General features: G+C 56.9%; 30 protein-coding genes. 8 read left to right on the forward strand and 22 right to left on the reverse strand.

Features of this window, described 5'->3' with window-relative positions; genetic code table 11:
• Positions 1-5: 5 nt before the first annotated feature.
• The 8 genes from ccmE to OQ273_RS12065 all read right to left on the reverse strand — a co-directional run bounded on the left by ccmE (position 6) and on the right by OQ273_RS12065 (position 7274).
• Positions 6-449: a cytochrome c maturation protein CcmE gene (gene ccmE / locus OQ273_RS12030; RefSeq protein ID WP_267990745.1), complete on the reverse strand. Its 444-nt coding sequence runs from the start codon at positions 447-449 to the stop codon at positions 6-8.
• Positions 446-1579 (reverse strand): c-type cytochrome biogenesis protein CcmI, encoded by a 1134-nt coding sequence (gene ccmI, locus OQ273_RS12035; RefSeq protein WP_267990746.1) that lies wholly within the window; start codon positions 1577-1579, stop codon positions 446-448. Before ccmI ends, ccmE begins: the two co-directional genes overlap by 4 nt.
• A gap of 93 nt (positions 1580-1672) precedes the next feature.
• On the reverse strand, positions 1673-2101 hold the full coding sequence (locus OQ273_RS12040; RefSeq protein ID WP_267990747.1) for a hypothetical protein: 429 nt from the start codon (positions 2099-2101) through the stop codon (positions 1673-1675).
• Between the two features lie 89 nt (positions 2102-2190).
• Complete coding sequence (locus tag OQ273_RS12045) at positions 2191-3588, reverse strand: ATP-binding protein (protein ID WP_267990748.1); 1398 nt, start codon at positions 3586-3588, stop codon at positions 2191-2193.
• Positions 3578-4249, reverse strand: coding sequence for a response regulator transcription factor (locus tag OQ273_RS12050; protein WP_267990749.1), 672 nt, complete (start codon positions 4247-4249; stop codon positions 3578-3580). Before OQ273_RS12050 ends, OQ273_RS12045 begins: the two co-directional genes overlap by 11 nt.
• Positions 4250-4283: 34 nt before the next feature.
• A complete protein-coding gene (locus OQ273_RS12055) occupies positions 4284-4628 on the reverse strand; it encodes a hypothetical protein (RefSeq protein ID WP_267990750.1) in 345 nt (114 codons plus the stop codon).
• A 142-nt stretch (positions 4629-4770) separates the two neighbouring features.
• Positions 4771-6624 (reverse strand): hypothetical protein, encoded by a 1854-nt coding sequence (locus tag OQ273_RS12060; RefSeq protein ID WP_267990751.1) that lies wholly within the window; start codon positions 6622-6624, stop codon positions 4771-4773.
• A gap of 191 nt (positions 6625-6815) precedes the next feature.
• Positions 6816-7274: a YcgN family cysteine cluster protein gene (locus OQ273_RS12065; RefSeq protein ID WP_267993087.1), complete on the reverse strand. Its 459-nt coding sequence runs from the start codon at positions 7272-7274 to the stop codon at positions 6816-6818.
• Positions 7275-7449: 175 nt separating this feature from the next.
• Here OQ273_RS12065 and OQ273_RS12075 point away from each other — a divergent pair, with 175 nt between their 5' ends.
• The 3 genes from OQ273_RS12075 (at position 7450) to OQ273_RS12085 (ending at position 10836) form a co-directional block, all read left to right on the forward strand.
• The gene (locus OQ273_RS12075; RefSeq protein WP_425493376.1) at positions 7450-9624 is read left to right on the forward strand and encodes a transglycosylase domain-containing protein; all 2175 of its coding nucleotides are present in this window, start codon (positions 7450-7452) and stop codon (positions 9622-9624) included.
• Positions 9625-9707: 83 nt separating this feature from the next.
• Positions 9708-10298: a DUF1214 domain-containing protein gene (locus OQ273_RS12080; protein WP_267990754.1), complete on the forward strand. Its 591-nt coding sequence runs from the start codon at positions 9708-9710 to the stop codon at positions 10296-10298.
• A complete protein-coding gene (locus tag OQ273_RS12085) occupies positions 10291-10836 on the forward strand; it encodes a DUF1254 domain-containing protein (protein ID WP_267990755.1) in 546 nt (181 codons plus the stop codon). Before OQ273_RS12080 ends, OQ273_RS12085 begins: the two co-directional genes overlap by 8 nt.
• Before the next feature lie 35 nt (positions 10837-10871).
• Here the strand turns inward: OQ273_RS12085 and OQ273_RS12090 are convergent, their stop codons facing one another.
• A complete protein-coding gene (locus OQ273_RS12090) occupies positions 10872-11045 on the reverse strand; it encodes a hypothetical protein (protein WP_267990756.1) in 174 nt (57 codons plus the stop codon).
• Between the two features lie 248 nt (positions 11046-11293).
• On the opposite strand from OQ273_RS12090, the gene OQ273_RS12095 reads away from it, so the two are divergent.
• Positions 11294-12328 carry a DUF2336 domain-containing protein gene (locus OQ273_RS12095; RefSeq protein ID WP_267990757.1) on the forward strand — a complete coding sequence of 345 codons (1035 nt, stop codon included), beginning with the start codon at positions 11294-11296 and terminating at the stop codon, positions 12326-12328.
• Here OQ273_RS12095 and OQ273_RS12100 read toward each other — a convergent pair.
• From OQ273_RS12100 to OQ273_RS12110, 3 genes are all read right to left on the reverse strand, one after another.
• Positions 12315-12656 (reverse strand): DUF1491 family protein, encoded by a 342-nt coding sequence (locus tag OQ273_RS12100; RefSeq protein ID WP_267990758.1) that lies wholly within the window; start codon positions 12654-12656, stop codon positions 12315-12317. The two genes, OQ273_RS12095 and OQ273_RS12100, sit on opposite strands and share 14 nt — an antisense overlap.
• Positions 12657-12725: 69 nt before the next feature.
• Positions 12726-13577 (reverse strand): peptidoglycan-binding domain-containing protein, encoded by an 852-nt coding sequence (locus tag OQ273_RS12105; protein ID WP_267990759.1) that lies wholly within the window; start codon positions 13575-13577, stop codon positions 12726-12728.
• Positions 13552-15399, reverse strand: coding sequence for a sensor histidine kinase (locus OQ273_RS12110; protein ID WP_267990760.1), 1848 nt, complete (start codon positions 15397-15399; stop codon positions 13552-13554). Before OQ273_RS12110 ends, OQ273_RS12105 begins: the two co-directional genes overlap by 26 nt.
• A 272-nt stretch (positions 15400-15671) precedes the next feature.
• On the opposite strand from OQ273_RS12110, the gene OQ273_RS12115 reads away from it, so the two are divergent.
• The 3 genes from OQ273_RS12115 (at position 15672) to OQ273_RS12125 (ending at position 17041) form a co-directional block, all read left to right on the forward strand.
• Complete coding sequence (locus OQ273_RS12115) at positions 15672-15980, forward strand: hypothetical protein (protein ID WP_267990761.1); 309 nt, start codon at positions 15672-15674, stop codon at positions 15978-15980.
• A 108-nt stretch (positions 15981-16088) separates the two neighbouring features.
• The gene (locus OQ273_RS12120; protein ID WP_267990762.1) at positions 16089-16523 is read left to right on the forward strand and encodes a SufE family protein; all 435 of its coding nucleotides are present in this window, start codon (positions 16089-16091) and stop codon (positions 16521-16523) included.
• Positions 16524-16654: 131 nt separating this feature from the next.
• The gene (locus OQ273_RS12125; protein ID WP_267990763.1) at positions 16655-17041 is read left to right on the forward strand and encodes a DUF1761 domain-containing protein; all 387 of its coding nucleotides are present in this window, start codon (positions 16655-16657) and stop codon (positions 17039-17041) included.
• A gap of 114 nt (positions 17042-17155) precedes the next feature.
• Here the strand turns inward: OQ273_RS12125 and OQ273_RS12130 are convergent, their stop codons facing one another.
• The 8 genes from OQ273_RS12130 to OQ273_RS12165 form a co-directional block, all read right to left on the reverse strand.
• The gene (locus tag OQ273_RS12130) at positions 17156-17575 is read right to left on the reverse strand and encodes a Ros/MucR family transcriptional regulator (protein ID WP_267990764.1); all 420 of its coding nucleotides are present in this window, start codon (positions 17573-17575) and stop codon (positions 17156-17158) included.
• Positions 17576-17817: 242 nt separating this feature from the next.
• Positions 17818-18174 (reverse strand): monovalent cation/H(+) antiporter subunit G, encoded by a 357-nt coding sequence (mnhG, locus tag OQ273_RS12135; protein ID WP_267990765.1) that lies wholly within the window; start codon positions 18172-18174, stop codon positions 17818-17820.
• On the reverse strand, positions 18167-18502 hold the full coding sequence (locus OQ273_RS12140; RefSeq protein ID WP_267990766.1) for a cation:proton antiporter: 336 nt from the start codon (positions 18500-18502) through the stop codon (positions 18167-18169). Before OQ273_RS12140 ends, mnhG begins: the two co-directional genes overlap by 8 nt.
• Positions 18499-18972, reverse strand: coding sequence for a Na+/H+ antiporter subunit E (locus OQ273_RS12145; protein WP_267990767.1), 474 nt, complete (start codon positions 18970-18972; stop codon positions 18499-18501). Before OQ273_RS12145 ends, OQ273_RS12140 begins: the two co-directional genes overlap by 4 nt.
• Positions 18969-20534 (reverse strand): Na+/H+ antiporter subunit D, encoded by a 1566-nt coding sequence (locus tag OQ273_RS12150; RefSeq protein WP_267990768.1) that lies wholly within the window; start codon positions 20532-20534, stop codon positions 18969-18971. The genes OQ273_RS12145 and OQ273_RS12150 overlap by 4 nt, the downstream gene beginning before the upstream one ends.
• An 11-nt stretch (positions 20535-20545) precedes the next feature.
• Positions 20546-20923, reverse strand: coding sequence for a Na+/H+ antiporter subunit C (locus OQ273_RS12155; RefSeq protein ID WP_267990769.1), 378 nt, complete (start codon positions 20921-20923; stop codon positions 20546-20548).
• Positions 20923-21342, reverse strand: coding sequence for a Na+/H+ antiporter subunit B (locus OQ273_RS12160; protein WP_267990770.1), 420 nt, complete (start codon positions 21340-21342; stop codon positions 20923-20925). Before OQ273_RS12160 ends, OQ273_RS12155 begins: the two co-directional genes overlap by 1 nt.
• 2 nt (positions 21343-21344) lie before the next feature.
• A complete protein-coding gene (locus OQ273_RS12165) occupies positions 21345-23726 on the reverse strand; it encodes a putative monovalent cation/H+ antiporter subunit A (RefSeq protein ID WP_267990771.1) in 2382 nt (793 codons plus the stop codon).
• A 192-nt stretch (positions 23727-23918) separates the two neighbouring features.
• Between OQ273_RS12165 and msrB the strand changes: the two genes are divergently transcribed.
• Complete coding sequence (msrB, locus tag OQ273_RS12170) at positions 23919-24341, forward strand: peptide-methionine (R)-S-oxide reductase MsrB (protein WP_267990772.1); 423 nt, start codon at positions 23919-23921, stop codon at positions 24339-24341.
• 119 nt (positions 24342-24460) lie between these two features.
• Here msrB and OQ273_RS12175 read toward each other — a convergent pair whose 3' ends face one another.
• Both OQ273_RS12175 and OQ273_RS12180 read right to left on the reverse strand, forming a co-directional pair.
• On the reverse strand, positions 24461-24772 hold the full coding sequence (locus OQ273_RS12175; protein WP_267990773.1) for a DUF6958 family protein: 312 nt from the start codon (positions 24770-24772) through the stop codon (positions 24461-24463).
• Positions 24765-25301 (reverse strand): GFA family protein, encoded by a 537-nt coding sequence (locus OQ273_RS12180; RefSeq protein WP_267990774.1) that lies wholly within the window; start codon positions 25299-25301, stop codon positions 24765-24767. Before OQ273_RS12180 ends, OQ273_RS12175 begins: the two co-directional genes overlap by 8 nt.
• Between the last annotated feature and the right edge of the window lie 69 nt (positions 25302-25370).

Below are 25370 nucleotides of genomic sequence, written 5' to 3' on the forward strand. Positions count from 1 at the left end.
ATCCGCTACTCTCCTTCACCCTTCCACACGCCTTGCGCCTTCAGGCTTTCGGCAACCTCCTTGGGCATGTATGTCTCGTCGTGCTTGGCAAGGACGGTGTCGGCGACAAATGTCGGATTACCGGACTGAAAAGCTCCTTCAACCACGACGCCCTGCCCTTCCCGGAAAAGATCCGGCAGAATCCCATTATAGGTTATCGGCACGGTGTTTGCCGTGTCTGTAACAGCAAATTCAACGTAGGTGCCCTGACCGCGCTGAACCGATGCCTCGGCCACCAGCCCGCCCAGCCTGATCCGCGTGCCGGGCTCTACGGTCTTTTCGGCAACATCCGTGGGCGAATGGAAATAGACGATCTGTTCCTGCAGGGCGAATAAAACAAGAAGCACGGCAGCGCCGATGACACCGACACCTGCGGCAATGATACTCAATCTCTTTTGCTTGCGTGTCATTGTTTCACCTTTTGCGGCGATAGTCCGAATTGTTCAGCAGTCCGGTTCAAGGCCTGCCGGCCGTCGGTTCCGGTCTCAAAATTCTCGATTGCACGGCTGAGGGCATCACTTGCCTGGTCGGTCTGTCCCAAAACCATGTATGAGCGTATGAGCCTGAGCCACCCTTCGATATCGTCCGGCTCCTGTCTCAAACGCTCATCAAGCCCGGCGACCATAGCCGCGATCATCTCGCTGCGCTCATCCTGCGAGAGTTCCGCCGCCGCGGCAACGGTTTCCTCGTCCGGCCCCGGGGCATTGCTGGCGGCCAGGCTCGCCTCCACGCCGGCCAGATGGGCCCGCACCTGAGGCATCCAGGGCGCATCGGCGGGAGAATTCGCGGCAAGCTTCTCGAAGGCTGCTTTGGCCTCCTCAAAACGGCCTTCCTGAGACAGGCCGAGCGCCAGAAAAAAGGATGACAGCGGGTTGTTCGGCTCATGTTCCTCGGCGGCTTGAAATGCCGCCTGAACGTCGGCTGTTACGATGCCGCCTGATTGCGCAAAGAGCGCCTGTCCGAGACCGGCCTGCCTCGGTCCGGTCGAACCCAGGAGCCTTATGGCATTGCGATAGGCCGTTTCCGATTCCTGCACGCGGCCAAGGTTCATGTAGATCGGCGCCAGCACATCCCAACCACGTCCATCGCCTGGATTTTCGGCAAGATGGGCTTCTGCACGCGCGACAAGGACCTGCATGTCGGCGCTTTCTTCAGCGTCCGGCGCCATTCGTCCGGCAAGAGGCTGCGACGGCATCCCAGGCTTGCCGATCGCCAGATATCCGGCAACGGCCATCAATGGCAGGAAGATGATGATGACGTAACGAGCCATCGACGTCATCGGCGAACGCTCGGTGACCGGTTCGTCGCTTTCGCTGGACGCCTTGAGGAGTCTGCGTCCGACCTCGGCACGCGCATAGTCGGCTTCTTCAGCCTCGATCAGACCTGCTTCCATGTCACGATCGATTTCCCGCAACTGATCACGGTAGACCTCAGCGTCGTGTTCCCTGTCGTCGCGCCTTTTTTCAAGACGCGCAAGCGGAAGAAGCAAGCTGACGGTTGCGGCCACGGTCAAGACGGCGGCCAGGACCCAGAACATCATGATGACTTAGTCGTCACACCCTGTTTAAAGATGCCAAACGGCCGCCGATTCCGGCGACCGGTTATCAGTTTTTAACTATTGTAAATCCGGGAATTAGACAAGCGGAGTCCAGTTGCCGTCTTCGCTTCGGCAGGCCGTCCCACGGGTCGTCGTTGACTGCCCGTCGCGGGTGATTTTATGCACATATTGCCTGCAATTCTGGGATCCGACCTCATAGGGCTGAGCTGCATACACTTCGCCTGAAACGCCTTTCTGAGCGCCTTTCCATGCGACGATCTGTCCGCTCGGAGCAGCCTCCAGAGCCCGATATTCAGCCTCCAGCGCCTTCCTGCGATCATCAGCTGTCAGCTGGGCCGAAACAGCTGGATCGATAATGCCACCATTAAGCGCTTCGATCACGGAAGATTGACCTGAGGATTGCGGCGCGAACGAGTTCAGCAAGCCAGGCTGTCCGGTGGTGGCTGTGCACCCGGTGACAGCCAGCAATGTCGCTGCAAGCACTACAAGATATCCGGCTCTCATCGTCCCGCCTTCTCCCTTCGGCCCCTTATAAGCCTGCTGATAGGGCTGCAATGTGGCAGCGTTTTGGCTGCCATCATGTGGCCCAAATATTAACGAACCGCAACCGGCAAGGATACTGTTGCTTTCAAGCCGCCGAATTCACTGCGGCCGAGAGTGATCGAGCCCTTATATTCCTCGGAAATCTCCTTGATGATCGACAGTCCGAGCCCGGTGCCCGGCTTGCTCTCATCGAGCCGGCGGCCGCGTTTCATGGCTTCGGAAAGCTGGTCGTCCGGCATGCCAGGGCCGTCATCCTCCACGCTGATCACAAGCATGGGCCGTGTATCGGCACCGCTTGCCGCCGGCTCCGGCGTCACCACGACCCTGACCTTGTTCGATGCCCATTTTCCTGCGTTTTCCAAGAGGTTACCCATGATTTCTTCAACGTCATGCTGTTCCATTGCAAGCATTGGAACATCGCCGGACACAACAAGTTCAAACTGCATATCCGGATTGAGGCGCTCCATGACGCGCAACAACCGTGGCAGGACTTTGGCCGTGTCCGTGCGTACAAGAACGGAGTTCTGTTGAGCAGCGATACGGGCGCGGTCGAGATAGTGCTGGACCTGGTTCTGCATTGCCGTTGCCTGCTCGTTCACAAGGCGGGCCTGATCAGGCGCCATGGACCGGCTCTCGTTGAGCAGCACCGCTATCGGTGTCTTGAGCGAATGCGCCAGATTGCCGACCTGCATGCGCGCCCGTTCGATGATTCGCCGGTTGTTGTCGATCAGCGCGTTGACTTCCCCGGTCAGCGGCGCGATTTCACGCGGGAAATTGCCCTCAAGCGCTTCGGTCTTGCCGGCCCTGATTTCCTCAAGCGAGCGGCGAATCCGGTCGAGGGGGCGAAGGCCGAAGAGAATTGCGATGGCATTGACCAGGAGGCTGCCGACCCCGAAGACCACCAGAAATAAAATGAGCTGGCGCGAGAATGCGCCGACATCCGCGTTCAGATCGTCCATGCTTCCGGTGACGCGAAACCGTGCGATCTCCCCATTGTCGCCCAGAAGCACTTCCGTCTCGGCCACAAGCACCTGCTCTCCGGTGCTGTCCTCAGATGGATAGACGCGCTCAAAACGGTCATTGAACGGCACGGTGTCGGCGCTCACAACAGAAATCGTCCGGTCGCCCAGCGATACGGAATCGAGGCGGCCCGCCTGCCCTTGTCCGACTATATCGACAATCCAGTACCAGCCGCTTCCGGGTTGGCTGAAGCGCAGATCGCCCAGTTGCGGCGTGCCATCCAGCCGGCCGGCGGCATTGAGGGAAATGGAGTTGATGACATTGTAGAGCTGCGCGCGCAGCAGGTCGCTGAACCCGCGCTCGGCGCCGTTGCGGTAAAGGGTCAGGATTAAAATACCGATGACAAAGAGCGCTATGACCGCCCAGACGGTTGCAATGGTCAGAACCCGCGCGGCAAGCGAACGCGGCTTGCGGATATCAGCTTCCATCGTCCGGGGCCTGAATCCGGTATCCCAGCCCGCGGATGGTCTCGATCATGTCAACGCCGATCTTCTTGCGCAAGCGGCCGACAAACACCTCGATCGTATTGGAATCACGGTCGAAATCCTGATCGTACATATGTTCGACAAGCTCGGTTCGGGAGACAACCTCGCCCTGGTGGTGAAGCAGATAGGACAAGAGGCGGAACTCGTGCGATGTCAGCTTGAGTGTCGAGCCGTCAACGGTTGCCTTGGCGCCGCGCGTGTCGAGCCGCACCGGTCCGCAGATGATTTCCGAAGATGAATGGCCGGCTGCACGGCGTATCAGCGCCCTTACCCGCGCCAGGACTTCCTCGACATGAAAGGGTTTGGCGACATAATCGTCCGCGCCTGCATCGATACCGGCCACCTTGTCGCTCCAGCGGTCACGGGCCGTCAGGATCAGCACCGGCATGGCGCGTCCGGCGGCACGCCACTCCTCAAGTACTGTGATACCGTCCATTTCCGGCAAGCCGATATCGAGAATCACCGTGTCATAGGGTTCGGTATCCCCGAGAAAATGGCCTTCCGAGCCATCAAAGGCCTTGTCGACCACGTAGCCGGCCTCTTCAAGGGCCTCGCAAAGCTGGCGGTTCAGGTCCTTGTCGTCTTCGACAACCAGTATTCGCATGGCCTTTTGCCCCGTCCGTTCTCAGCTGCCGGCGTCAGGGTCTGGCGTTGACGGTCATCTTGCGCCGCCTCTTGCCGCTCGAATCGCTGGCGAGCACCGTTATCTTACATACCGGCTGGCCGCCATTATTCGCAACCTGCACCGACAGCAATTCACCGTTGGTCTGCTGAAGCACGCGCTGAACGGCGGCCGAGCAATCGGCATTTTGCGCTGCAGCTTCGCTGAAATCCAGCGCCATGAACGACACGGCCACCAGCGTCAGCGTCAACAATTTCCAGTATCCGTTCATCATCGCCTTCACGCGGCTTTTGGCCGCTACCCCTTCCAAATGATCGGAAAAACCCGACCAACATATATGCGCGCCGGCAGTTTCGTCCATGCGACAGGCCGACAGAATGATCTTGTCGTTAATATCTACACGGGCCTTGCTGAACTAAAGATGAATGGACCGTTCAGGGAAATAGTGGCGGGCGGGTATGGCCTTGCCTTTGCGGGCTCGGTGCTGCGCTCATGGAAGACTGTTACGCGGAAGATTCTCGATCATCGAGTTCTGCAGACCGCTTGTACGACGTTGCGTAAACAGTCCGTTTGAGCATTCCAGTCACGATCTCCGCAGTAATCAGCAGCAAGAGCGCCTGATTGATTTGATTGCCGAGTCCAATAGAGAAACCGTTTTCGAAATAGTAATTCAAGCCGTCGGTCGAATCACTCCCAAAGGACCAGCCAAAGCCCGAGGACGTTAGCCAAGAAGCCAAGGCAAACAAGCCGACCGCGCTTAATGTGAACCGTACCCTGGATGGTGAGCTGAGGTAACGACGTCCATAAAGGAACACGAGCACCAATATCACACCAACCAACTCACCCAAGTTTTGAAAGTACTTCTGAAAGTCCCAGAATGGTCTGAGATCAATGATTTCGATAGCGAACAAGCCTATCGCTGTCCCGGCTGCGGACGCAAAGAACAGAACCACTGCAATGATCACAATAGACCTGGTCAGCAAAGCCGTTCCCGTCGGAAAGGTCTTGCTGTTTCTGCTAAGCCAATAGCTTAGAGAAATGAAACCAGCAGTTATCTGCGCGGCCCACCGCAGAGAATCCCAAAGGTCATAGGCGTCAAATAAAGACAGGCTGATGTTTCTGGAGAGGAACACAACAAAACATGACGCCGGAACATATCCAATGGCAAACGCCAAACCGCTGCCAATGGCCAGTTTCCATCGCCTGTCGGCGATATCAGAGCGAAAAGGGTCAAACACATAACAGTAGGTGATGATGCCTATCGTATAGCTGAATCCCCAATAAAACCTCCATAGATAAGGCGATAGTCCGAAATCGGATACAAACGACCGAATAGTGCTCTGGGGTTCCAACAAAATCGGCTTGAACAAGCTAGATTGGATCAAATCCGCCGAATATGTGAGGTTAAAAATCAAAAACCCCCAAACAAAACCAAACAGAAACAACAGGATAAACAGCAACCCCAGGAATCTACCGGACTTACTATATCGATGCCGAAAAACAGGCACCTCCGATTGGTACTCACCCACTTTCACGCTATTGGTTGTATAAAATTCTATCGCAGAGATTTTTATGTTTCTTTGTATGTGAACATAAGCAACCGAATACAGAGAAAATGAAATGAAACATGCAAGTACAAGCCACAACGGGTAGTTTTTGATAATTCCTACAACCGAGGTGTCACCAGGCACTTCAGCGGGCAAATATCCGAACAGGATGGGGGTACTTATTAAGGCACCGAAAAAAAACGCGGAGAACAGTGCCGAAAGATCATCGGATCGTTGAATGTACTTTTCCAAAGACGGCTGCATGGAACCGGTATTTTGCACAACGAATTCCTGTGCATGAAAAGCGTGGACACTGTTGGGTTGTTGTAAGCCAGCGACAATTGAATCTCGCATGCCATTCAATTTTGGTTTGGATGCAGAATCCAAAAAAACATCGAGGTCATATCTGTAAATGGTCCGCCCGATGGCGAATAATACCAGGTAATAGACAATTGCGAATGGACCTACCAAGCCCCACCAAAAAACGACAAAGACAGCCTTTAGCGGATATGGCATCCACTTAAGCATATCGATTGGCTTAAATACTGACGCTGCAACTACGATGGAAAATGATTGTATAATTTTGGTGCCGGCATACTCAATCACGGTTCCAGTAAAATATACGATCAATAAAAAAAAGAACGACAAGTATATCGACAGGACATCTATCTTCTCAGCATTTTGAAGAAACCACTCAAATGATTTCAGCGGAAAATAGCTGACGTAAACGATCAGAAGCAGCACGGTTCCCGCCCCAAGACGGCGCATTAATTGAAGGTTGTTTGCTAGCGAGCTTACAAGATCATTCATGTGATTGACGATTCAACAAAGCCTAATTTGATCATCCAACGGAAAGCAGAAGCGACTGCCGATGTCTGTGGCTTTGGTCACAAACCAGCCCGATTACTCCTGTCTGGTGTAACGCTACTACATTCGCGATCACTTTCACCCGTAGATTGGGATTGATCAGAAGAACCCGAGTGTCGCAAACGGTCCTTAGATCAACTCTCCACCGGTTCGAACGGCCATTCAACAATACGCGCTTCGAAGTCTTCCGGCTCGAGGCCGGCTTCGGGGACGGTCCGGCCGCGCACGGAAATGCCGGCTTCATGGACGGTTTCGGGATCGCCCGATACGAGCGGGTGCCACCAGTAGAGATCCCTGCCTTCGGCAATCAGGCGGTAGCCGCAGGTCGGCGGTAGCCAGGTCAGGCTGCGGACAGATTGCGGGGTCAGGCTGATGCATTCGGGCACTTCCTCCTGCCGGTTCGCATAGTCCGAACACCGGCAGGTTTCAGGATCGAGCAAACGGCAGGCGACATCGGTCCAGGCGATCTCGCCGGTATCCCAGTCCTCCAGCTTGTTAAGACAGCACCGCCCGCAGCCGTCACACAGGCTTTCCCACTCTGCTTTGCTCATATCTTCGAGCCGGGTGGTCTTCCAGAACGGGCTGTCGGCCATGTGAACTCCATGTGCGGCCTGCGCGGTAACGATGACATACGGTTTTTGCTGCACGGCTTGCTCTCATGCTCTAGTATGGCATAAGGCGAGAGGGTGCGCGGCCAGAACGGAACCTTTGCGAGCCGGGGCGTTTTGAACGTCGCGGAGCGGCTAGTCAATAGACGGGAACAGGAAGTTGCAGGACCCATTCAGTCAGGATCAGCGACCCAAAAAAAGACGGCATCTTTTCCTGCGCCTGGATTCCTGGATTGATTCCTCTCTCTGGTCCGCCGGATCCGGGCTTGGCGAAAAGTGGGAAGAAATCAATATCTTCTTCCGCCGCTTTCATGTGAGAGGTTATAAACGCGCCTTCTTCGAAGCGATCGGCGAATCCATGACGCTTGGAACAGCGGGCGCGGTACTCCTTCTCGCCCTTGCCTTGCCTGCTTTCGAAGAAACCTACGGAAACTGGCGCGAGCAGGACGATTTCGCGGTGACGTTCCTAGACCGTTACGGCAATGAAATCGGCCACCGGGGCATTATCCACGAGGATTCGGTGCCGATCGACGAACTGCCGGACCATCTGGTGAAATCGGTTCTGGCGACGGAAGATCGGCGTTTTTTCGAGCATTTCGGTATCGACCTCTTCGGCCTCGTGCGCGCCATGACGGAGAATGTGCGGGCGAACTCAGTTGTTCAAGGTGGTTCGACCATCACGCAGCAGCTTGCCAAGAACCTGTTCCTGACCAATGAGCGCACCATTCAACGCAAGATCAAGGAAGCGTTCCTGGCGTTTTGGCTGGAGGCAAACCTTACAAAAAACGAAATCCTGCGGCTTTACCTCGACCGCGCCTATATGGGCGGCGGCACGTTCGGGATCGCCGCGGCGTCGCAGTTCTACTTCGGCAAGGACATCACCGATGTCACACTGGCCGAGTCGGCCATGCTCGCCGGGCTGTTCAAGGCCCCTGCCCGCTTTGCCCCCCATATCAACCTGCCGGCAGCACGCGGACGGGCCAACGAGGTTTTGACCAATCTGGTGCAGGGCCAGCTCATGACCGAGGGTCAGGTCATCGGCGCGCGACGCAATCCAGCCGATGTCGTCGACCGGGGAGATCAGGAAACACCGGATTATTTTCTCGATTGGGCCTTTGAAGAGGTCCGGCGCATAGCGGCCGGATATCCGGAGCACTCGCTCATCGTGCGCACGACCATCGACAACGGCTTGCAACGGGCTGCAGAAGAGGCGGTGGAAACGGGTCTCAGACAATATGGCAAGCGTTACCGGGTACAACAAGGCGCGCTTGTGCTGATTGAAAACGGCGGTGCCGTACGGGCCATGGTCGGCGGCCGGGACTACGGGGAAAGCCAGTTCAACCGGGCGACACGGGCGCTGCGCCAGCCCGGTTCGTCTTTCAAGGTTTATGTCTACACCACGGCGATGGAAAACGGCTTCACACCGGAGACCGGCATCCGCGATGCACCAATCACATGGCGCGGATGGTCACCACGCAACTATACGCGCGGATATGCCGGGCGCATCGACCTGACCCGCGCGCTGGTCAAATCGATCAACACGGTTCCGGTTCGCCTTGCGCGCGATCACCTTGGCACCGAGAAAATCGCCGAGATGGCACAAAGGCTCGGCGTTGAAACGCCGGTGCGCACCGACAAGACCATGCCGCTCGGCACTTCGGAAGTGACCGTCATGGACATGGCGACAGCCTATTCCGTGTTCCCGGCGGGCGGGTTGTCATCGCAGCGGCACGGCATCACACAGATCATGAACTACTCCGGCAAGGTGCTTTACGACCATCGGCGCGATGCACCGGAACGCAAACAGCTTCTCGACGAAGAAACTGTCCGCTCGATGAATACGATCCTGACCCAGATACCTGAGTGGGGAACGGGCCGCCGCGCCAAGCTCGATGGCATCAAGACGGGCGGAAAGACCGGCACGACCCAGGCCTACCGCGACGGCTGGTTTGTCGGCTTTACCGGCAATTACACGGCCGCGGTCTGGTTCGGGAATGACGACTACACGTCTTCGGCGCGCATGACCGGCGGCTCCCTGCCCGCCATGACCTTCAAGCAATTGATGACCTTTGCCCATCAGGGCGTGGAGTTGCGGCCTATCCCCGGAATTGACGATCCGGATGCCGACGAGGATGCGGAAGACCGGCTGGTTGCCGCCAGTGAACTTGTCGGCGAAGGGGGCGAGCCCATCTTGCGCCCGCGTGTGCTTTCGCGCGATGCGACACGTCTTTTGCGGGAATTGGCCGACGCTTTTGCCAATGCGCCGCCCGTCACACTCAAGCCGGAACGGTCCGTTGCCTATAATCCGGGCGACCGGCCGGCGGTGGTTGAATAAGCTCTAAAAACAGGTTTGGCGAAAACGATCTCCAACTGCTATGTCTGGCAGCCGGTACGACCATGTGCTGAGGTAAAGATCCCTTGTTCCGCGTCCCTGCGACCATTGCAGCCATATTTGTCATAGCCTTTGGCGGGGCGATGCTGAGCGCGGCCTATGCGTTGAAGGCGACGGTCGGCTTCGGCTCGATCTCACTCGGCCCCTGGAAAGCCTGGCCCCATGCGCAAACCGAAAAGGCTGATCCTTACGCCAAGGCCCATCGCGCCCGCGCCGGACGACTTCTTCTCGGCGGCGCGGAAGGCCTGGTGTTCATCGCCGGCGCCGACAGCAGCGGGGCGAGGCTGCAGACCGGCTGCGACTACACGATCCAAGGTCAGACGCCGCCGGCCCGATTCTGGACCCTGCACGTCACTGATAATGACGACAGCCTGCTGCCTGTCGATCAGGTCTTTCCGGCGGCCTATCACTCGCAAAATGTCCTCAAGCAGCAAAACGGCACGTTTGAGATCACCGCAAGCACCCTGCCCCGGTCCGGCAACTGGCTTGCCCTCGACGGTCAGGATCAACCGTTCAAACTTGTTCTTACACTCTTCGATACGCCGACGGCGGGCAGTTCGCGATTGATCGAGCTGCAGATGCCGCAGATCGTCGCCGGGGAGTGCCGCGATGGGTAGGATCCTCTACATCGTGCTTTCCGGCATCGCCGGTGCAGCTCTGTTGCACATCATCATCATTCTTGCGCTGCCTGCTTATGCGGACCGCGACGCCTGGACAAAGATCAACGCGCTCGGGCCAACCGACTTCTTCCACATCCTGCCGCAGAACAAACCCGACGGGCTGGTCTCGGCCAACCCGTTCATACGGACAGCCGTTTGCCGGTTCGATATCGATAAGCAACCGGTGCGCGTGACGGCATCCGGCCTTGCCTACTATTGGTCTCTGTCGATCTTCGATCCGGGCACCAACGAAATCTACAGTATGAATGACCGTACGGCGACCGAGAGGAAGCTGGACGTCGCCATTGTCACGCCGCTGCAAATGATCAATTTTAGAAAAAGCCTGCCGGAATCACTGGCGGAATCCGTGTTGATCGAATTTCCAGGAACCACGGGTTACCTAGTCCTTCGCACCGTCCAGCCTGATGCAAGCTGGGAGCTTATCGTGCGGGAGTTTCTCGGCAGCGCGTCCTGTCAGCCTGCCGACGCCCTGTAATTGTGACCGGTTGCGTTAGCCGATTCGCAGCGCGGTCAGGCCTTGCCGCGACGCGATTGTTTCACCGGCAAGCCTTTGCTGCCCTGCTTGGTCTCATAGCGAACGCCGGTAAACATCAATACGGTTGCGCTTTCATGGCGCACGTAATTGCGTGGACGGCGGGGCCGCCGCGGCGTCATTCTTGAGTTCAGTTGAATAATGTCTGCCATGGTTTCATCGTCCCTTTGCCGGGAACGACAAGCTGCGCAGCTATGCGTTCCCCATTCGCGTTAAAAGCATCAAACACAACTCCATACCGGTGCATGCGCATTACAAAGGCCGCCAAGCCTATCGCATCCTTAAGGATCGAACCCGAATGCAATATCCGGATTAGACCCCCTCGATAGTTAACAGTTTGCTAAAGATTTGGTTCTACTTTGAGACAACACAGAGTTTTGCGTAGTGTGGGTGAAGTTAGTTGGATCGTTTCCGCGACCTTGAAAGAGCCGGGCGTACCGGTCGTAAGGACGCAGCCTTGCTTGCGGCGATTGCCGGATTTGAGGCGCTCAAGCACCCAACGTCGCAAGACATGCGGCAATTCTCAAATCTGTTTTCCGGTCTTTTCGAACTGACAAGGGACGACACGCGCAGAACCGCGGCCGCCTCTCTTTCGCGTCTGAAGCAGCTGCCGCAGGATGTTATCCTCACCGTGGCCGATCAGCCTATCCACATTTGCGCACCGTTCCTTGCTCTCAGCCCGTGCCTCACCGCTCAGGTTTTGCTGCAGACGATCACGCGTCATGGACAAGATCATGCACGGGCGATTGCCAGGCGCGAAACACTGTCGCCGACAGTTGTTGAGGCACTTAATGCGCTGGACAATGAAACCGTTGCCGAGGCGCTGCGGCTGAGAGATGAATCCGAACGCGGAAGCGGTGTTGCGCTCCTTGAAGCTGACGAAGCAAAAAAACACGACAATGAGGAACAGCTCCGGACCCGCATCAAGGACATGGCATTGCGGCGCGGCGCGGCGCGCCAGGAGCCACGGCCCGTGCAACAGGAAATCGGCCGCCCGGACAATGCAAGGCTCGTTGAAGCCGCCGAGGCCGGAAGGCCCCTGCTGTTCAACAAACTGCTTGCCCGGTCCCTGTCCTCCGATGTTTCGCTTGCCGAACGGATCATGCTTGATGTTTCCGGCCGCCAGTTGACCATGGCGCTCTATGCCGTCGGCATGAACGAGGCGGAGATCGTCCGCACTCTTATCGGCCTTTTCCCGCTGCTTCAAAGGACGTCTGGCGGCGTCCAGTATGCGGAGCTCCTGCTTCATTCAGTCGATCGCGATGACAGCGACGAACGTGTACGGGCCTGGGCGCGCGCCAACGACGTTTCATCGGGAAGCGGGTTCGGATATCAGCCGCAAACCGAAGCCTCAACGAGGCGCCCACGCGATAATGAGCGCGTTCACCGAACCAATCGACCGGACCACGGATCGAAGACCCTCAAGCAGGCATGAGTGTAAGGTAGTCCTGCGGGTTTTCGGTTTCTATCTCGACCACCCAGAAATCCGGATCGAAGTCCCTTTCCCGCGCCAGGATCGTGTCAATCTCAGACCCCGGACAGTTTTCGAGGCGCGTTTCAAACGTGCGATCAACCGGCTTGGCCGTATCGAAGATGGCCTGCGGTGCAGGAGCCAGCAAGGCCTGCTGACCATCACGGCCCAGGATACGGACAAATATCGCCCCGGCCTCGGGCGAGCCATGTCGCTCAACAACGGCAAATTCTCCCTTGCTGAAGACTTGCCTTACAAGCGCCTTCACCCAAAGATCGGAGGTCAGCCGCATCTTTGTTCCATTGGGTGAATGCCAGTCTTCGGCATGTCCTGTCTGCCAAGATGACAGGGACCCGAGGGTTTAGAGGGCGCCGATCTCATGGAGCTTCTTAAGTACAAGCTTGTCGGGCTGCCCCGTAACCGGCAGGCGATAGTGCCGCTGGAAATCGGCAATCGCCGAAGTTGTCTGTTCGCCGATGACGCCATCAACTTTCACCTCTGAATAGGCGATGTTGCTCAGGCCTTTCTGGATTTCCGTGATCAGGTCCGCGACGGGATCGGCGGGAGCGACGCTGCCCGCATCATCGGCGGCAGGGCCGGTGCGTTCGGCCTTGACGGCATCATCAGCGATGAGCTGCGTAACACTTGTGTCGCGTGCCGGTTTGGGCTTGGGCACGGCAACCGTGTCCAGCTCGGAGATCAGCATGTGAACCAGCAGGGTATCGGTGGCGCTTCCGGTCGGCTCCAACCCGGCTTTTTCCTGGTAAGCCCGAATAGCGTTTTCAGTCTTCGGCCCAAGTACGCCGTCGACGATGCCCTCATAGATCCCGCCGCTGCGCATGGCCTGCTGCAGGCTTTCGACAGTCGGATTTGCCGGTTGGGCGTTTCGCCTGGGTATGCTTGCGGTGCTTTGCGGATCTTTGTGCTCGATCTTGAATGTCGTCACCCGGCTTGACGGGACGGGCACCTCCCCGACCGGCACCAATCGCTGCGCCTCTACGATTGTCCGCGTGGTGTAGAGCGGCGCGGGATGCACGCCGGGCTGATAAACCAGTGCATTGATGGATACGAAGGCGAATGTCACAGCAAATGCGGCCACCCCTCCGGCAATAGAGGGATGTCGGACAATCACGTCTCCGGCGGAACGAAAAAGGCCGGCAACTACCGGAAAGCGGCCGGATTTCCGGTCAGGCCGTTTTCGCCTTGTCGTCATGCATTATCTCCAATCCATCCTTATTATTGGCCGTCAATCGTGGCGGAAATTCCACCGCACGCATGTCAGCCGCTTTATCGTCGCCAGTCAACGTTCCCGGTCCCGACACCGGCAGGTTGACGGTAACCGTTGTTCCAACGCCGATGGCGCTCTTTATCGCGAAGTCACCGCCATGCAGGGCAACCAGCCCCTTGACGAGGCTCAGGCCAAGGCCGGTGCCTTCATACTGGCGAGCCAGTTCACTCTCCACCTGTACGAAGGGCGAGCCGATCCGTTCGAGGTCGGCATCGCTGATGCCGATGCCGGTGTCGGATACGTCGATCACGATGCGACCGTTGGTTTCGGCGACATCGACCGTGACGATGCCACCTTCTTCGGTAAACTTGATGGCATTGGCCATCAGATTGATAAGGATCTGCTGGAGCGCGCGGCGGCAGGCGGTGATCTGCTTTTGCCCCTTTGCAACGCGAGCAGTCAGAACAATACCTTTACTGTCTGCCTGGCGGGAAAGCATGGCCTCGCAGGTATCCATGGCTTCCTTGACATTGAAGGTCTCGAGATTGAGTTCGTAGCGGCCGGCCTCAATCTTGCTCAGATCCAGCATGGAGTTGATAACGGCAAGCAGGTGCTGTCCGGAATCGCGGATGAGCTCCACATATTCGCGCTGCTGGGGATTAAGCGAGTCGCCAAGATACTCGCCGGACAGGAGATCCGAAAAACCGAGAATGGCGTTCAGGGGCGTTCTCAACTCGTGACTGACCGCTGCCAGGAAACGTGTCTTGGCTTCGTTTGCGGTTTCGGCTTCTTCCACCTTGCGGGCGAATGCGCGGCGCATTTCAAGATCGCCGCCAATATCCATCGCCTGCGCTACAAACCCATTGTAAACGCCGCCTTGACGGTCGGCGATCATATGGACGGACAGATGCAGGAACTGATCCTGTTCCTGGCCTTCTGCGGGCCGGCGCAACCGAACGCGCACCGTGCGCATGGAGCAGCCGGTGCGAAGATCGTCAACGGCCTGCAGGAAACTTATGCGATCCGACACGTGCATGTGTTCGATAAAGCCGCGTCCCAGAACATCTCCGATGCGCTCGAGCATCGCTGTCTTGCTTGCGCCGGCAAGAGCGACAACATCGGCACGCTCATTGTGAAAGGAGATGAGGCCGGGAAGACGGGAAAGAATATCATCGCGCACCTCTGGTTCGGGTGTGACGTTATCTTGTTTTCCCACGTCGCCACGCTGAAGACCAATGGCAAACAGCAATCCATATATGCCGAGAGCCGAGATCACGGCGACCGATCCGATGTCCGTGCCGAACGCACGTTCTGCACCAAGGCCGGGATAAAACGCCTGCGTCAGGCCGACCGATCCGACGATCAGCGCCAGCGCCGCAAAGCCGGTGTAGATGGATGGCCGGTCCTGGCGTATCCGATAGGCCTCCGCCGGTGCAAGAAGAGCCAGAGGCATAAGGGTGGAGGCGAGACCGCCACTTGCAGCTGCGGCGGCAGACAGAGCCGAACTTCCAGCAACCAGTGCCAGGATCTCGACAACACGGCGCCGGCCGGTATGAACCACGATGCCGGCCAAAACCAGAGACGTTGCCGCAAGAATGAGTAACGGTGCGGCAAGCTCGCCCGCGCCGAATGCCGGAATGAGTGAAAACGGAAAGACAGATGCAAGAACCGCACCTGCCACGACCAGGAAACCGATCAGCCTTGACTGGACCGCGCGCTCCTGCTCGTCCACCACGTCGCGGTGCACCCAGTTGGTCACCAGGCCGTCACTGACCAATTCCAGTCCCGATGAAAAATAACGCTTCACCCTGATCGCCACTTTGCACTCAATACACGGTTGTTGTTCTGGCTGACCCACTTTGGCAAATGCTGCTTAAGGAATGGATAAAGCGGCGGCGTTTTCGAGACAAATTGAGGGGTTTCGCGATTTCCGCGTCCTTTTGGATACAGACTTTGCGGTTCATGGTTAATGCCGCGTAACCCGCAGGCGAAACGCAATTTTTATCATTGTCGGTTTTAAAGGGCCATCATTTCCCGATAGGGTTGCCGGTCGGTCGACCCCAAGACCAGAGACATTGCATGCGTTTCATCCTCAAGGCCCTGTTCTGGTTCGGTATCGTTGTTGTGTTCCTTCCGGCAAACGATCGGGATGCTGAGAGGCAAGCATCGTCAAACGATGTCGAACGGATAATCTCCGAGAGCGATGTACACGCAATAGCAAACGCCGTTCGTGCCTTGTGCACCGAACATGAGGACACATGCGCTGCGGGATCGCACGAATTGGCGGATTTACGCAGGGCCGCATCGGGCGATAGCGACGCCATTGCACGCTTGATCCGCAGCGAGGCCGGGCGGGCTCTTGTCGTGTCAACCATGACGCAACAGTAGATACAATCGCGCCGACGCGCTGTTTTCGCGTGCTTTGTCAGATCAACTTGCCTATATCGGTCAAAGGCCCGCTTGCGCGGATGATTTGATCAGCAAATGAAAACGGCTATGGCAACGATTGAACAGATTATCGATGACTTCGCCTATCTCGACGATTGGGAAGACAGGTACAGATATGTAATCGAGCTGGGGCGCACGCTCGACCATATGCCGGAAGCCGACAAGACCGACGCAAACAAGGTACAGGGCTGCGTGAGCCAGGTCTGGCTGACCCATTCGGCCGATACCGATGATCCATCAGATCCGGTCTTGCATTTTGTTGGCGATTCAGACGCGCATATCGTACGGGGCCTCGTCGCCATCATGCTGGCTGCGTGCTCCGGCAGGAAGGCCTCACAGATCGTATCTTTTGACGAAAGCGCGTTGTTTTCCAAGCTTGGTCTCATGGAGCACCTTACGCCGCAGCGTGCAAACGGGCTGCGCTCTATGGTCGCACGTATCAAATCCGAGGCACAGGCTGTGTCTGAACCCTCCCCTGGTTGATTGACCCGGTTCGACTGACGGCGCGGCAAAGCCGGCGCTACAGAAGCCGTGAAATGATGCCTGAATGTACATAAATTAACATTTATGTTAATTGATGGCGATTCCATCAATGAAACGAGGGTTCTGGTACCATGGGAGAAATTGCAAGCGGAGTGAATTGGCTCGCGGTGATACTTGGTGCGGTTGTGTCATTTCTGGCCGGCTGGCTCTGGTATTCGCCGAAGCTGTTCGGACCGAAATGGGCCGAGGGCGTCGGCGTTGAAATGGGAACAGCCAACGAGATGCCGGTCGGCGCCATGGTCAGTCAGATCGTCGGGCTGCTTCTGCTGAGCTGGTTTGTCGGGGTGACGGCCGCTGCCGGGATGTTGCTGACCGTCATTTTAGGCACGATCGCCTTTGCACTGCTCGGTTATTCGGGCGGCATGTTCAGAAAGAACAGCGCATATGCGCGCGTTACGGACCTTGGTTATCTGGTCTGCAGTGTCGTGATCATGATCATTATCCAGGGGCTGCTCTAAGTCGGGCATCCCAAGAGAAAAAGGCGCTGTGCAAACAGCGCCCTTTTAAGCGATTGATCTGCCGTCAAAGGCCGGGCACATAAGGCCCGCCTTCATTCCGGCCTTTTTCACCAATCAGTCATCTTTACGCTTTTGCCCAAGCCCCATTTTCTTGGCAAGCTGAGAGCGCGCCTTCGCGTAGGCCGGAGCAACCATAGGATAGTCCGCCGGCAGATCCCACTTCTCGCGATACTCCTCGGGCGTCAGGCCATGATAGGTCATGAGGTGCCGCTTCAGCGACTTGAACTTCATCCCGTCCTCAAGACAGATAATATAGTCTTCCTGAACGGATTTGCGGATCGGTACCGCCGGTTTCGGTTTTTCCGCAGGGGCTGCATCAGCCGACGTGGTAGAGCCGAGTGCAGAGTGCACATTGGCGATCAGCCCTGGAAGATCGCTGGTCTGGACCACATTGTTACTTACATAAGCGGCCACCACCTCGGCAGTCAGCTCAGCAAGCAATTCATCTCTTGTATTATCGATTGCTTCAGTCATTTTTTCGCGCCTCAAATATTGTGAAGTTTACATTTCACCTGGGTCCCATCTTGTTTGGAAAATTCAGTTTCTCAGCAACTTTTAGGGTTGCACATTTTAGAATCGCCCAATTCTGGGATATCACTAAATAATTACGTTTTGAACAAAAAAATCTTGTTGCAGCTCTTCGTCATTCCACAAAACAAGAGCAGAAATTTGAAAGTCTAGTGAGCTTATCCGCAAACCTGTTGATCGCAGAAGCTTCAATCTTCCGCTGGTGTGGAAGTATCGGCCGTATTCGGCATTTCGTCTGCAACCGATAGATCGCTCAGGCGATATCCCACCGCGTAGGACGCCTTGGCCAGAAGATGCGCGGAGATCGGCGCTGTCAGCAACAAAAACCCGACGCCAGCCAAGGCCCGGGTAAAGGTTCCCGTATCACCCGCATGTATCCCGAGCGCAATCAGCACAACGCCGGAGCCGACAGTGCCTGCTTTCGAAGCAGCATGCATGCGGGAATAAACGTCCGGAAACCTCAACAGACCAAGGGCCGCGACCAGTGTAAAGCCGGAGCCGATCACCATCATCGCTGCAACAATCAGAGCCAGTGCACTACTCACGGATCATCTCCCCGCCGGAATCAATGTCCGGCTCGTTTTCGCTCTGCACACGGCCACGTGCCAGGATGAACCGCGCAAACGCCACAGTTGCGAGGAATCCAACTAGGCCGAGTGCAATGGCGATGTCGACATAGAGCGTGTAGCCGGTCTTGATGCCGATGACGGCAATGAAGCCTATCGCCGTTGCCACCAGCATATCGAGCGCCAGGATTCTGTCCGGCAGTGTCGGGCCGCGTATGACCCTGTAGACCGTCAAGGCAAAAGAAAGGCTTAGCAGGAGCAACGACAGCGTGATGGCGCCTTCAATGACAGTGTCTGCAAAAGTCATCTGAATGCCTCCAATATCCTACGCTCAAAGCCGTCTGCGATATCCTTTCGCGTTGCGTCAGGGTCGGAACAGTCGATCGCGTGTATGTAGAGAAATTTTCGATCGTCAGACACGTCAACGGAAAGCGTGCCGGGTGTCAGCGTGATCATGTTGGCCAGAAGTGTTATCTCGAAATCCCGATCGACCTTGAGCCTGTAGGCGAAGATGCCCGGCTTGACGTTCATTCTGGGCGACAGCACCGTTACGGCAACACGGATGGCCGACATCATGAGTTCATACAAAAACAGCAAAACGAGCCTCAAAATCCGGCCGGCCCGTGAGAAATACCCGGCCGAGCCGACCTGCTCGCGGATGAGATAGAGAACGGACGCACCGAGCAGGAAACCGAACGCAAGGTTGAGCACGCTGTAAAACCCGGTGACCATGGCCCAGATCACCGCAAGGAGTACATTGATCAGAAACAGCTTCATGGCTGAGCTCCTTGCGGAAAGACCGACCTGATGTAGTCCATCGGGTTCAGCATCTGTTCCGACCCGGTCTGAGACAGTTCGAGCATTTGCTGCGGGAAAATGCCGAGAAGAACAACCAACACCGTCAGGCCGACAACCGGCGCGTAGTCGATCATCGGGCTGAGGTCGACCGGTGCCGTTTCGCGTTGAACGACCGCAGGCCGCCAATAGGCAAGCACCCAAACGCGTCCGACGGCGATCGTTGTCAGAAAACCGCTCACAAGGATCGCCCCTGCGAGCCACCAGGCTCCGACATCCAGCGACGCCTTGACGAGGATGACTTTTGGCCAGAACCCCGAGAAAGGCGGCAGGCCGGACACGGCAAAAAACAGAATGAGCGTGACCGCGGCCAGGAATACATGCGAGCTGTAAATCCCGCTTGAGGTTGCGATCGAGAACCCACCGCCAGCACGGGCCGCCAGCCCCGATGCGAGATAAAGCGCGGTCATGACGATCATTGAATGAACCGCATAGAATATTGTTCCGGTGATGCCGCCGGGACTTGCCAGCGCGATACCCGCAAACATGATGCCAATGCCTGAAATCACCAGATAGCCCAGCAGCCTTCTGGAATCGGTCTGGGCGAGCGCGCCAACCGCCCCGAAGATCATGGTGGCGGCGGCAATGACGGCAATGACCCAGCCGAGCATGTCCCGTTCTGCCGGAAAAAGGACAAACGCAACGCGCATCAACGCGTAGACGCCGACCTTGGTCAGCAGTCCGGCAAAGAGCGCCGACACCACCACCCTTGGCGTGTGGTAGGACGCTGGCAGCCAGAAATAGGCCGGAAAGGCGGCAGCCTTCATCCCGAACGCCATCAGATAGAGGCTTAACAGCGTCACCAAAGGCGCCTTGTCGCTCATCTGCGGTGCCTTCTGGGCGATATCCGCCATATTGAGCGTTCCGAATATTCCGTAGAGATACCCGGTGGCGATGAGGAAAAGTGTCGTCGCAACCAGGTTGAGGAAAGCATATTTGGTTGCGCCGTCGATCTGCCTTTTGTCCGACCCCAGAACCAGAAGCCCGAAGGATGCAATCAGCAGAACCTCGAACCAGACGTAGAGATTGAAGATGTCGCCTGTGAGGAAGGCGCCGCTGACACCGGCCATCATCAACAGCAAAAACGGGTAGAAACCGTAGCGCCTGCCGCTCTTGTTGACGTCACCTGCGCCGTAGATTCCACCCGCCAGCGCCGCAATCGCCGCTGTCAGGTTCAAAACCGCTCCAAGGATATCGACCGTAAAGGATATTCCGAAAGGCGGCAGCCAACGGCCCATGGTCATGGTCACCGGCCCGTTCAGGATCACATGGACCAGCAGCGCCGCGTTGATCACCACGAGAGCGACAAGACTGGGAATGGCGATTAAGGGTTGAATGCGGGTGTCCTTGCGGATCATCAGCAACAGCGCGCCCAACCCCATGCACAGCAATACTGGGGCAATAACCAGCCAGTCCGCCAGCGGCGGCGGCTCCAGAATCATAGCTGCCGAGAGATCGACGGGTGTCTTTTGTGACGATGCCATTCTTATTCCGTTCAGTATCCCAGAGGCGGAACGTTCTGTTCCCTTGGCTCGGCAGAGCGCATTTCATCGGTGTCGTCGGTCTCCAGTTCCTGGTAGGCCCGGTAGGAGAGCACCAGGAGGAATGCAAAGAAGGAGAACGCAATAACAATGGCGGTCAATATCAGCGCCTGCGGCAGCGGGTTCGCCGTGAGAACCCCTTCCGCGGCGCCGTTTGATCCCAGAATCGGCGGCACCTCGCGCGTCAGCCGTCCGGATGTAAAAATCAGAAGGTTGACCGCGTTGCTCAAAATTGCGGCGCCAAGCAAAATACGGATGATGTGCTTGGACAGGAACAGATAAATGGCGACGGCAAAGAAGACGCCAACCAACAGGGTCATCGGGCCTTCCATCAGTCTTCTGTCCTTTCCTCGAGCGCCAGCGCGATCGACGTTATTGATCCGACGACAACGAGATACACACCGATATCGAAGAGCAGAACCGTCGACAGCTTCAGTTCGGTGCCGAAAGCCGGCACGTAGAACCAAAGGCCCGTCATAAAGGGCACACCGGCAAATATCGAAACAAGCCCGGCAATCGAAGCCATCAAAAGACCTGCTCCCGATATGCCCATCGGATGATAATGAAGGGCGCGGCGCACCGGCGATACACCGCAGGCAACGCCGTAAATGGCGAAGGCGGACGCGGCGATCAGCCCGCCGATGAATCCGCCGCCGGGTTCATTGTGGCCACGCAGCAGCACAAAAATCGAGAATAAAACCATGAGGCTGCTCAAATAGGGAGCGACCGTGCGGAATATCAGTGTTCGCATTCCTATTCACGCTCCTCTTGGTACGGATCGTTGGCGGCGATATAGGCTGCGCGGCGCTTGTTGATGCGGATCAGTGACAGGATGGCAAGGCCGGCGACCATGACGACCCCGATCTCGCCCCAGGTGTCGGTGCCGCGGAAATCGACAAGGATCACGTTGACGATGTTCGCGCCATAAGCGACCGAGAGGGAGTAGGTCGTGAAGAACTCCGACAGCGTCAGATCGAAGGGCTGTTGAGTCACTTTCAGAAGCATGAGCATGAACGCTCCGGCTCCAAAACAGGCGATGGTCATATCGAGGTAACGCCGGCCGACCGGACGATGATCCGCCGGTGTCAGCTTGAGCCGTGTCATTGCCAGGGCAAGAATAACCACGGACAACGTCTCGACCATGAACTGCGTGAATGACAGATCCGGTGCGCCAAAAAGCATGAACAGCAGCGCAACCGCGAAACCCTGGATGCCGAGCGATACGATCGCCGTCAGCCGGTTGTTGGCATAGATCACCGCAACGAGGCCAACCGCGGCAATTGCCATAATGGCAAGCTCGTAAACGGCAAGCTCATAAAATGGCGGATCGCTGGGCCATGTGGGCAAGGCGGGAAGCTCGCCGAAAAAAATCATCGGCGCGAGGATCGCGATGATCACCAGAATAAAGGTAACTCTCATATAGATTTCCATCCGCCCGGGCTGCGCCACTTTCGTTATCGAAAACGACGCCAGAACCAGACCCCGGATGAACTGATCGAAACCCCTGTCGGGACCCCATCCGATCGCAACCAGCAGACGCGCCATGACGGCACGTAACCGGTCGACATTCAGATAGGCGACAATACCGAAGGCGACCGTCACGCCCGAAAGAAGCAGCGGCATGCCGATATGCGGGATCAACGAGATATACACTGATACGGGTTCACCCTGCACGGCAGAGGCCATCGGGATCGAAATGAACTCATGCGATACACCCGAAAACAGCGCAGTGAAAAGGCTGGCAAGAGCCAGCACGGCAGGGCCGAGCCACAACAGGACCGGGCCTTCATGGGCATGGGAGAGCTCCGGCTTCTTCTGTCCGAAGAACGGTTTGAGCGCAACTGCGAAACCGATGACAAACATCAGGCCGTTGCCGACAATGGCAACCAGCGTCAGCAATAGCGGCCAGGCGTCGACACCCCAAAGGCCGTAATAAATCTCTTCCTTGGCAAGAAAACCGAAAAACGGCGGCAGTCCGGCCATGGAAACCGCCGATGCCAGCGCGGCGGCAAAGGTAATCGGCATGGCAGCCATGAGGCCGCCCAGCTTTGTCACGTCCCGCGTTCCAGCCTCATGATCGATGCAGCCGGCGACCATGAAGAGTGCGCCCTTGAACATCGAATGGGCCACTAGGTAAAGCACCGCCGCGGCGATCGCCTTTTCCGTTCCAAAACCCGTCAGCATGACGAGGAGGCCAAGCGACGAGACCGTGGTATAGGCCAGCATCAGCTTCAGGTCCGTCTGCCGGATGGCAAGCAGCGTACCGACAATCAGCGTCGTTCCGCCGAATATGGGTAAGACCGTCTCCCAGGCAACGGTGTCACCGAGCACCGGATTGAGCCGCATCAGCAGGTAAACGCCGGCTTTGACCATGGTTGCAGAATGCAGGTAGGCGGAGACCGGTGTCGGTGCTTCCATGGCATTGGGCAGCCAGAAATGCAGCGGGAACTGGGCCGACTTGGTAAAAGCGCCGCCCAGCACCAGAACAAAGACGGCGATATAAAAAGGACTGTCAGCCAGTGGGCTGCCGGAAAGCAGCAGCAACGAAAGCTCTGAGATGCCGGTGATGTTCCAGATCATCAAAAGGCCAGCGAGCAGGAAAAGTCCGCCACCGCCGGTGACAACCAGCGCCTGCAGGGCAGCGCGCCGCGATGCCTCGCGCTTGTGGTCGAAGCCGATCAGCAGGAACGACGTGATCGATGTCAGCTCCCAGAAGACGAAGAACATCAGGAAGCTGTCCGACGCCACCAGCCCAAGCATGGAGCCCATGAACATCAGGATAAAGGAGAAGAATCGCCCGAGATGGGCGTGCCCCTTCAGATAGCCGCCGCTGTAGAGGACGATCAGCACACCGATGCCGCTGATCAGAAGCGCGAATGTCAGGGACAGGCCGTCAATGAACCAGGAAAAATTGACCTGAAAAGCCGGAATCCACTGAAAACCGCCGGTCACGACCTCGCCGCGCGAAATCTCCGGCAAAAACGTCGCAAAATGCCAGAAAATGGTGACTGGAACCAATGCCAGCACCCATGCCGCATTATGTCCTAGTCGCCGTGTCAGGGCTGGTGCAATAAGCGCCGCGATGAACGGCAACAGCAAGACGAAAAGCGTCGTGCTGGGCGTGTCGGAGACCATTCTCCCTCCCCTGATGGAATTCCCTGGCAAACGTCTGATCGAATTTAGTGATGCACCGCATCAACGGCAAGACAGGAAGCTTCGAAATCCAAGCAAATCGGGGCCATGCGACAGTTTTATCGCCTTCCACAGCTCCAATTGTTGAACCGGGCGACCTTGGACCCTAAACAATGGTCTGAAGGAGAAACCGCAATGAGCGATGCAAATCAGAAGAAAATCGTCAAAACGGACGCCGAATGGCGAGCCCAGTTGTCGCCTCAGGAGTATCACGTTACGCGCGAGGGCGGGACGGAGCGGGCTTTCACCGGCCCCAATTGGGACAGCAAGGACAACGGGACGTATAGCTGCCTGTGTTGCGGCAAGCCGCTTTTTCACTCCGATACCAAGTTCGATTCCGGCACCGGCTGGCCGAGCTATTTTGCCCCTTTGGAGGCCGATGCGGTGACCGAGCACAAGGACCGGTCTTTTTTCATGACGCGGACCGAAATCCGTTGCGCCGACTGCGACGCCCATCTCGGGCACGTTTTCAATGACGGCCCGCAGCCGACAGGCTTGCGCTATTGCATGAACGGAACGGCTTTGTCGTTCAAACCTGCCGGCGGGGACGACGACTAAAGCATATACCTGCAAACGAGCGAGCGCCGGTGACTGCTTTCGGCAGAACCTGAAAAGACGATCAATCAACCGCGTCGGTCACCATTGCAGGACTTTCCCGCCTATACTCTATGGAGTTTCTACGTCTGCTTCGTGGACTGCAACCGATATAGTCGAACCGGACTACCCTCAGCTCGGGCGATGATTCCTTTGGCTTCAAGGTCAAGCTGAACGGCTTTCAGCCACCATCCCGCTTTCGCGCCGCCGGGAAACAGTTTCTGATCCAGATGCTTCAGCAACGCCTCTTTAGCGTCAGCCACTTTCAGGCCGGGTGGTGAATCTGGCAAAACCGGAAGTAGGGCTACGCGCATGGCTTCATATTTGGCTCGGTCCACGCGTTCCGTCCGCCCCGGAGTATTGGGGTTCTCAACTTCGATCTTTTCGTCATGCATCAATTTTTCTTTCTATCTTTATGGCGTTGCTTCGAAAGCCCATTCCCGCCCATGCCTTGAACAGTTGCCAATAGAACGACAATGAATGGGTTTTCAGATTGGGAATATCTGTTGAGAGTGATGCCAAGTCCGGGCAGTCGACTGTCAAGGTTCTCATCTCGGGCGCTGGACGCTGTTCATCTTCCCACAAAGTTCCATACACGCTGACCCAGTGACCGCCCTTCATGTGCAAAAATATCGGCGTATTGCAGCAGGTTGCCAGCACCCGTGAGGTCGTTGCACTATCGTCTAGCCGATGAACCGCCAGATGCTCCTTCCCGCGCGTGATGCGCGTACGGTCATTGCGCTGCATAACAAATGGAACCGTTCCGTTTTCTGCAAACGTTGACGCATCGGAAGACAATGACAAGAACCGTTCGCCCGCCTCGCGGCACGAATTGCAGCAACACTCAACGACCATGAATGGCGCTCCAACCAACGAAAGCGAGACATTTCCGCAGTGGCAGCTAAGCGCCGTTATATCGCTCATTTCAAGACGACTTTCATTCCAGCAAGATGTCCTTAACTAGACTGGACCGTCCAGTTTGATTAGTCAAGA

The sequence above is a fragment of the Hoeflea prorocentri genome (assembly GCF_027944115.1).
In the GTDB taxonomy this organism is placed as follows: Bacteria; Pseudomonadota; Alphaproteobacteria; order Rhizobiales; family Rhizobiaceae; genus Hoeflea_A; species Hoeflea_A prorocentri.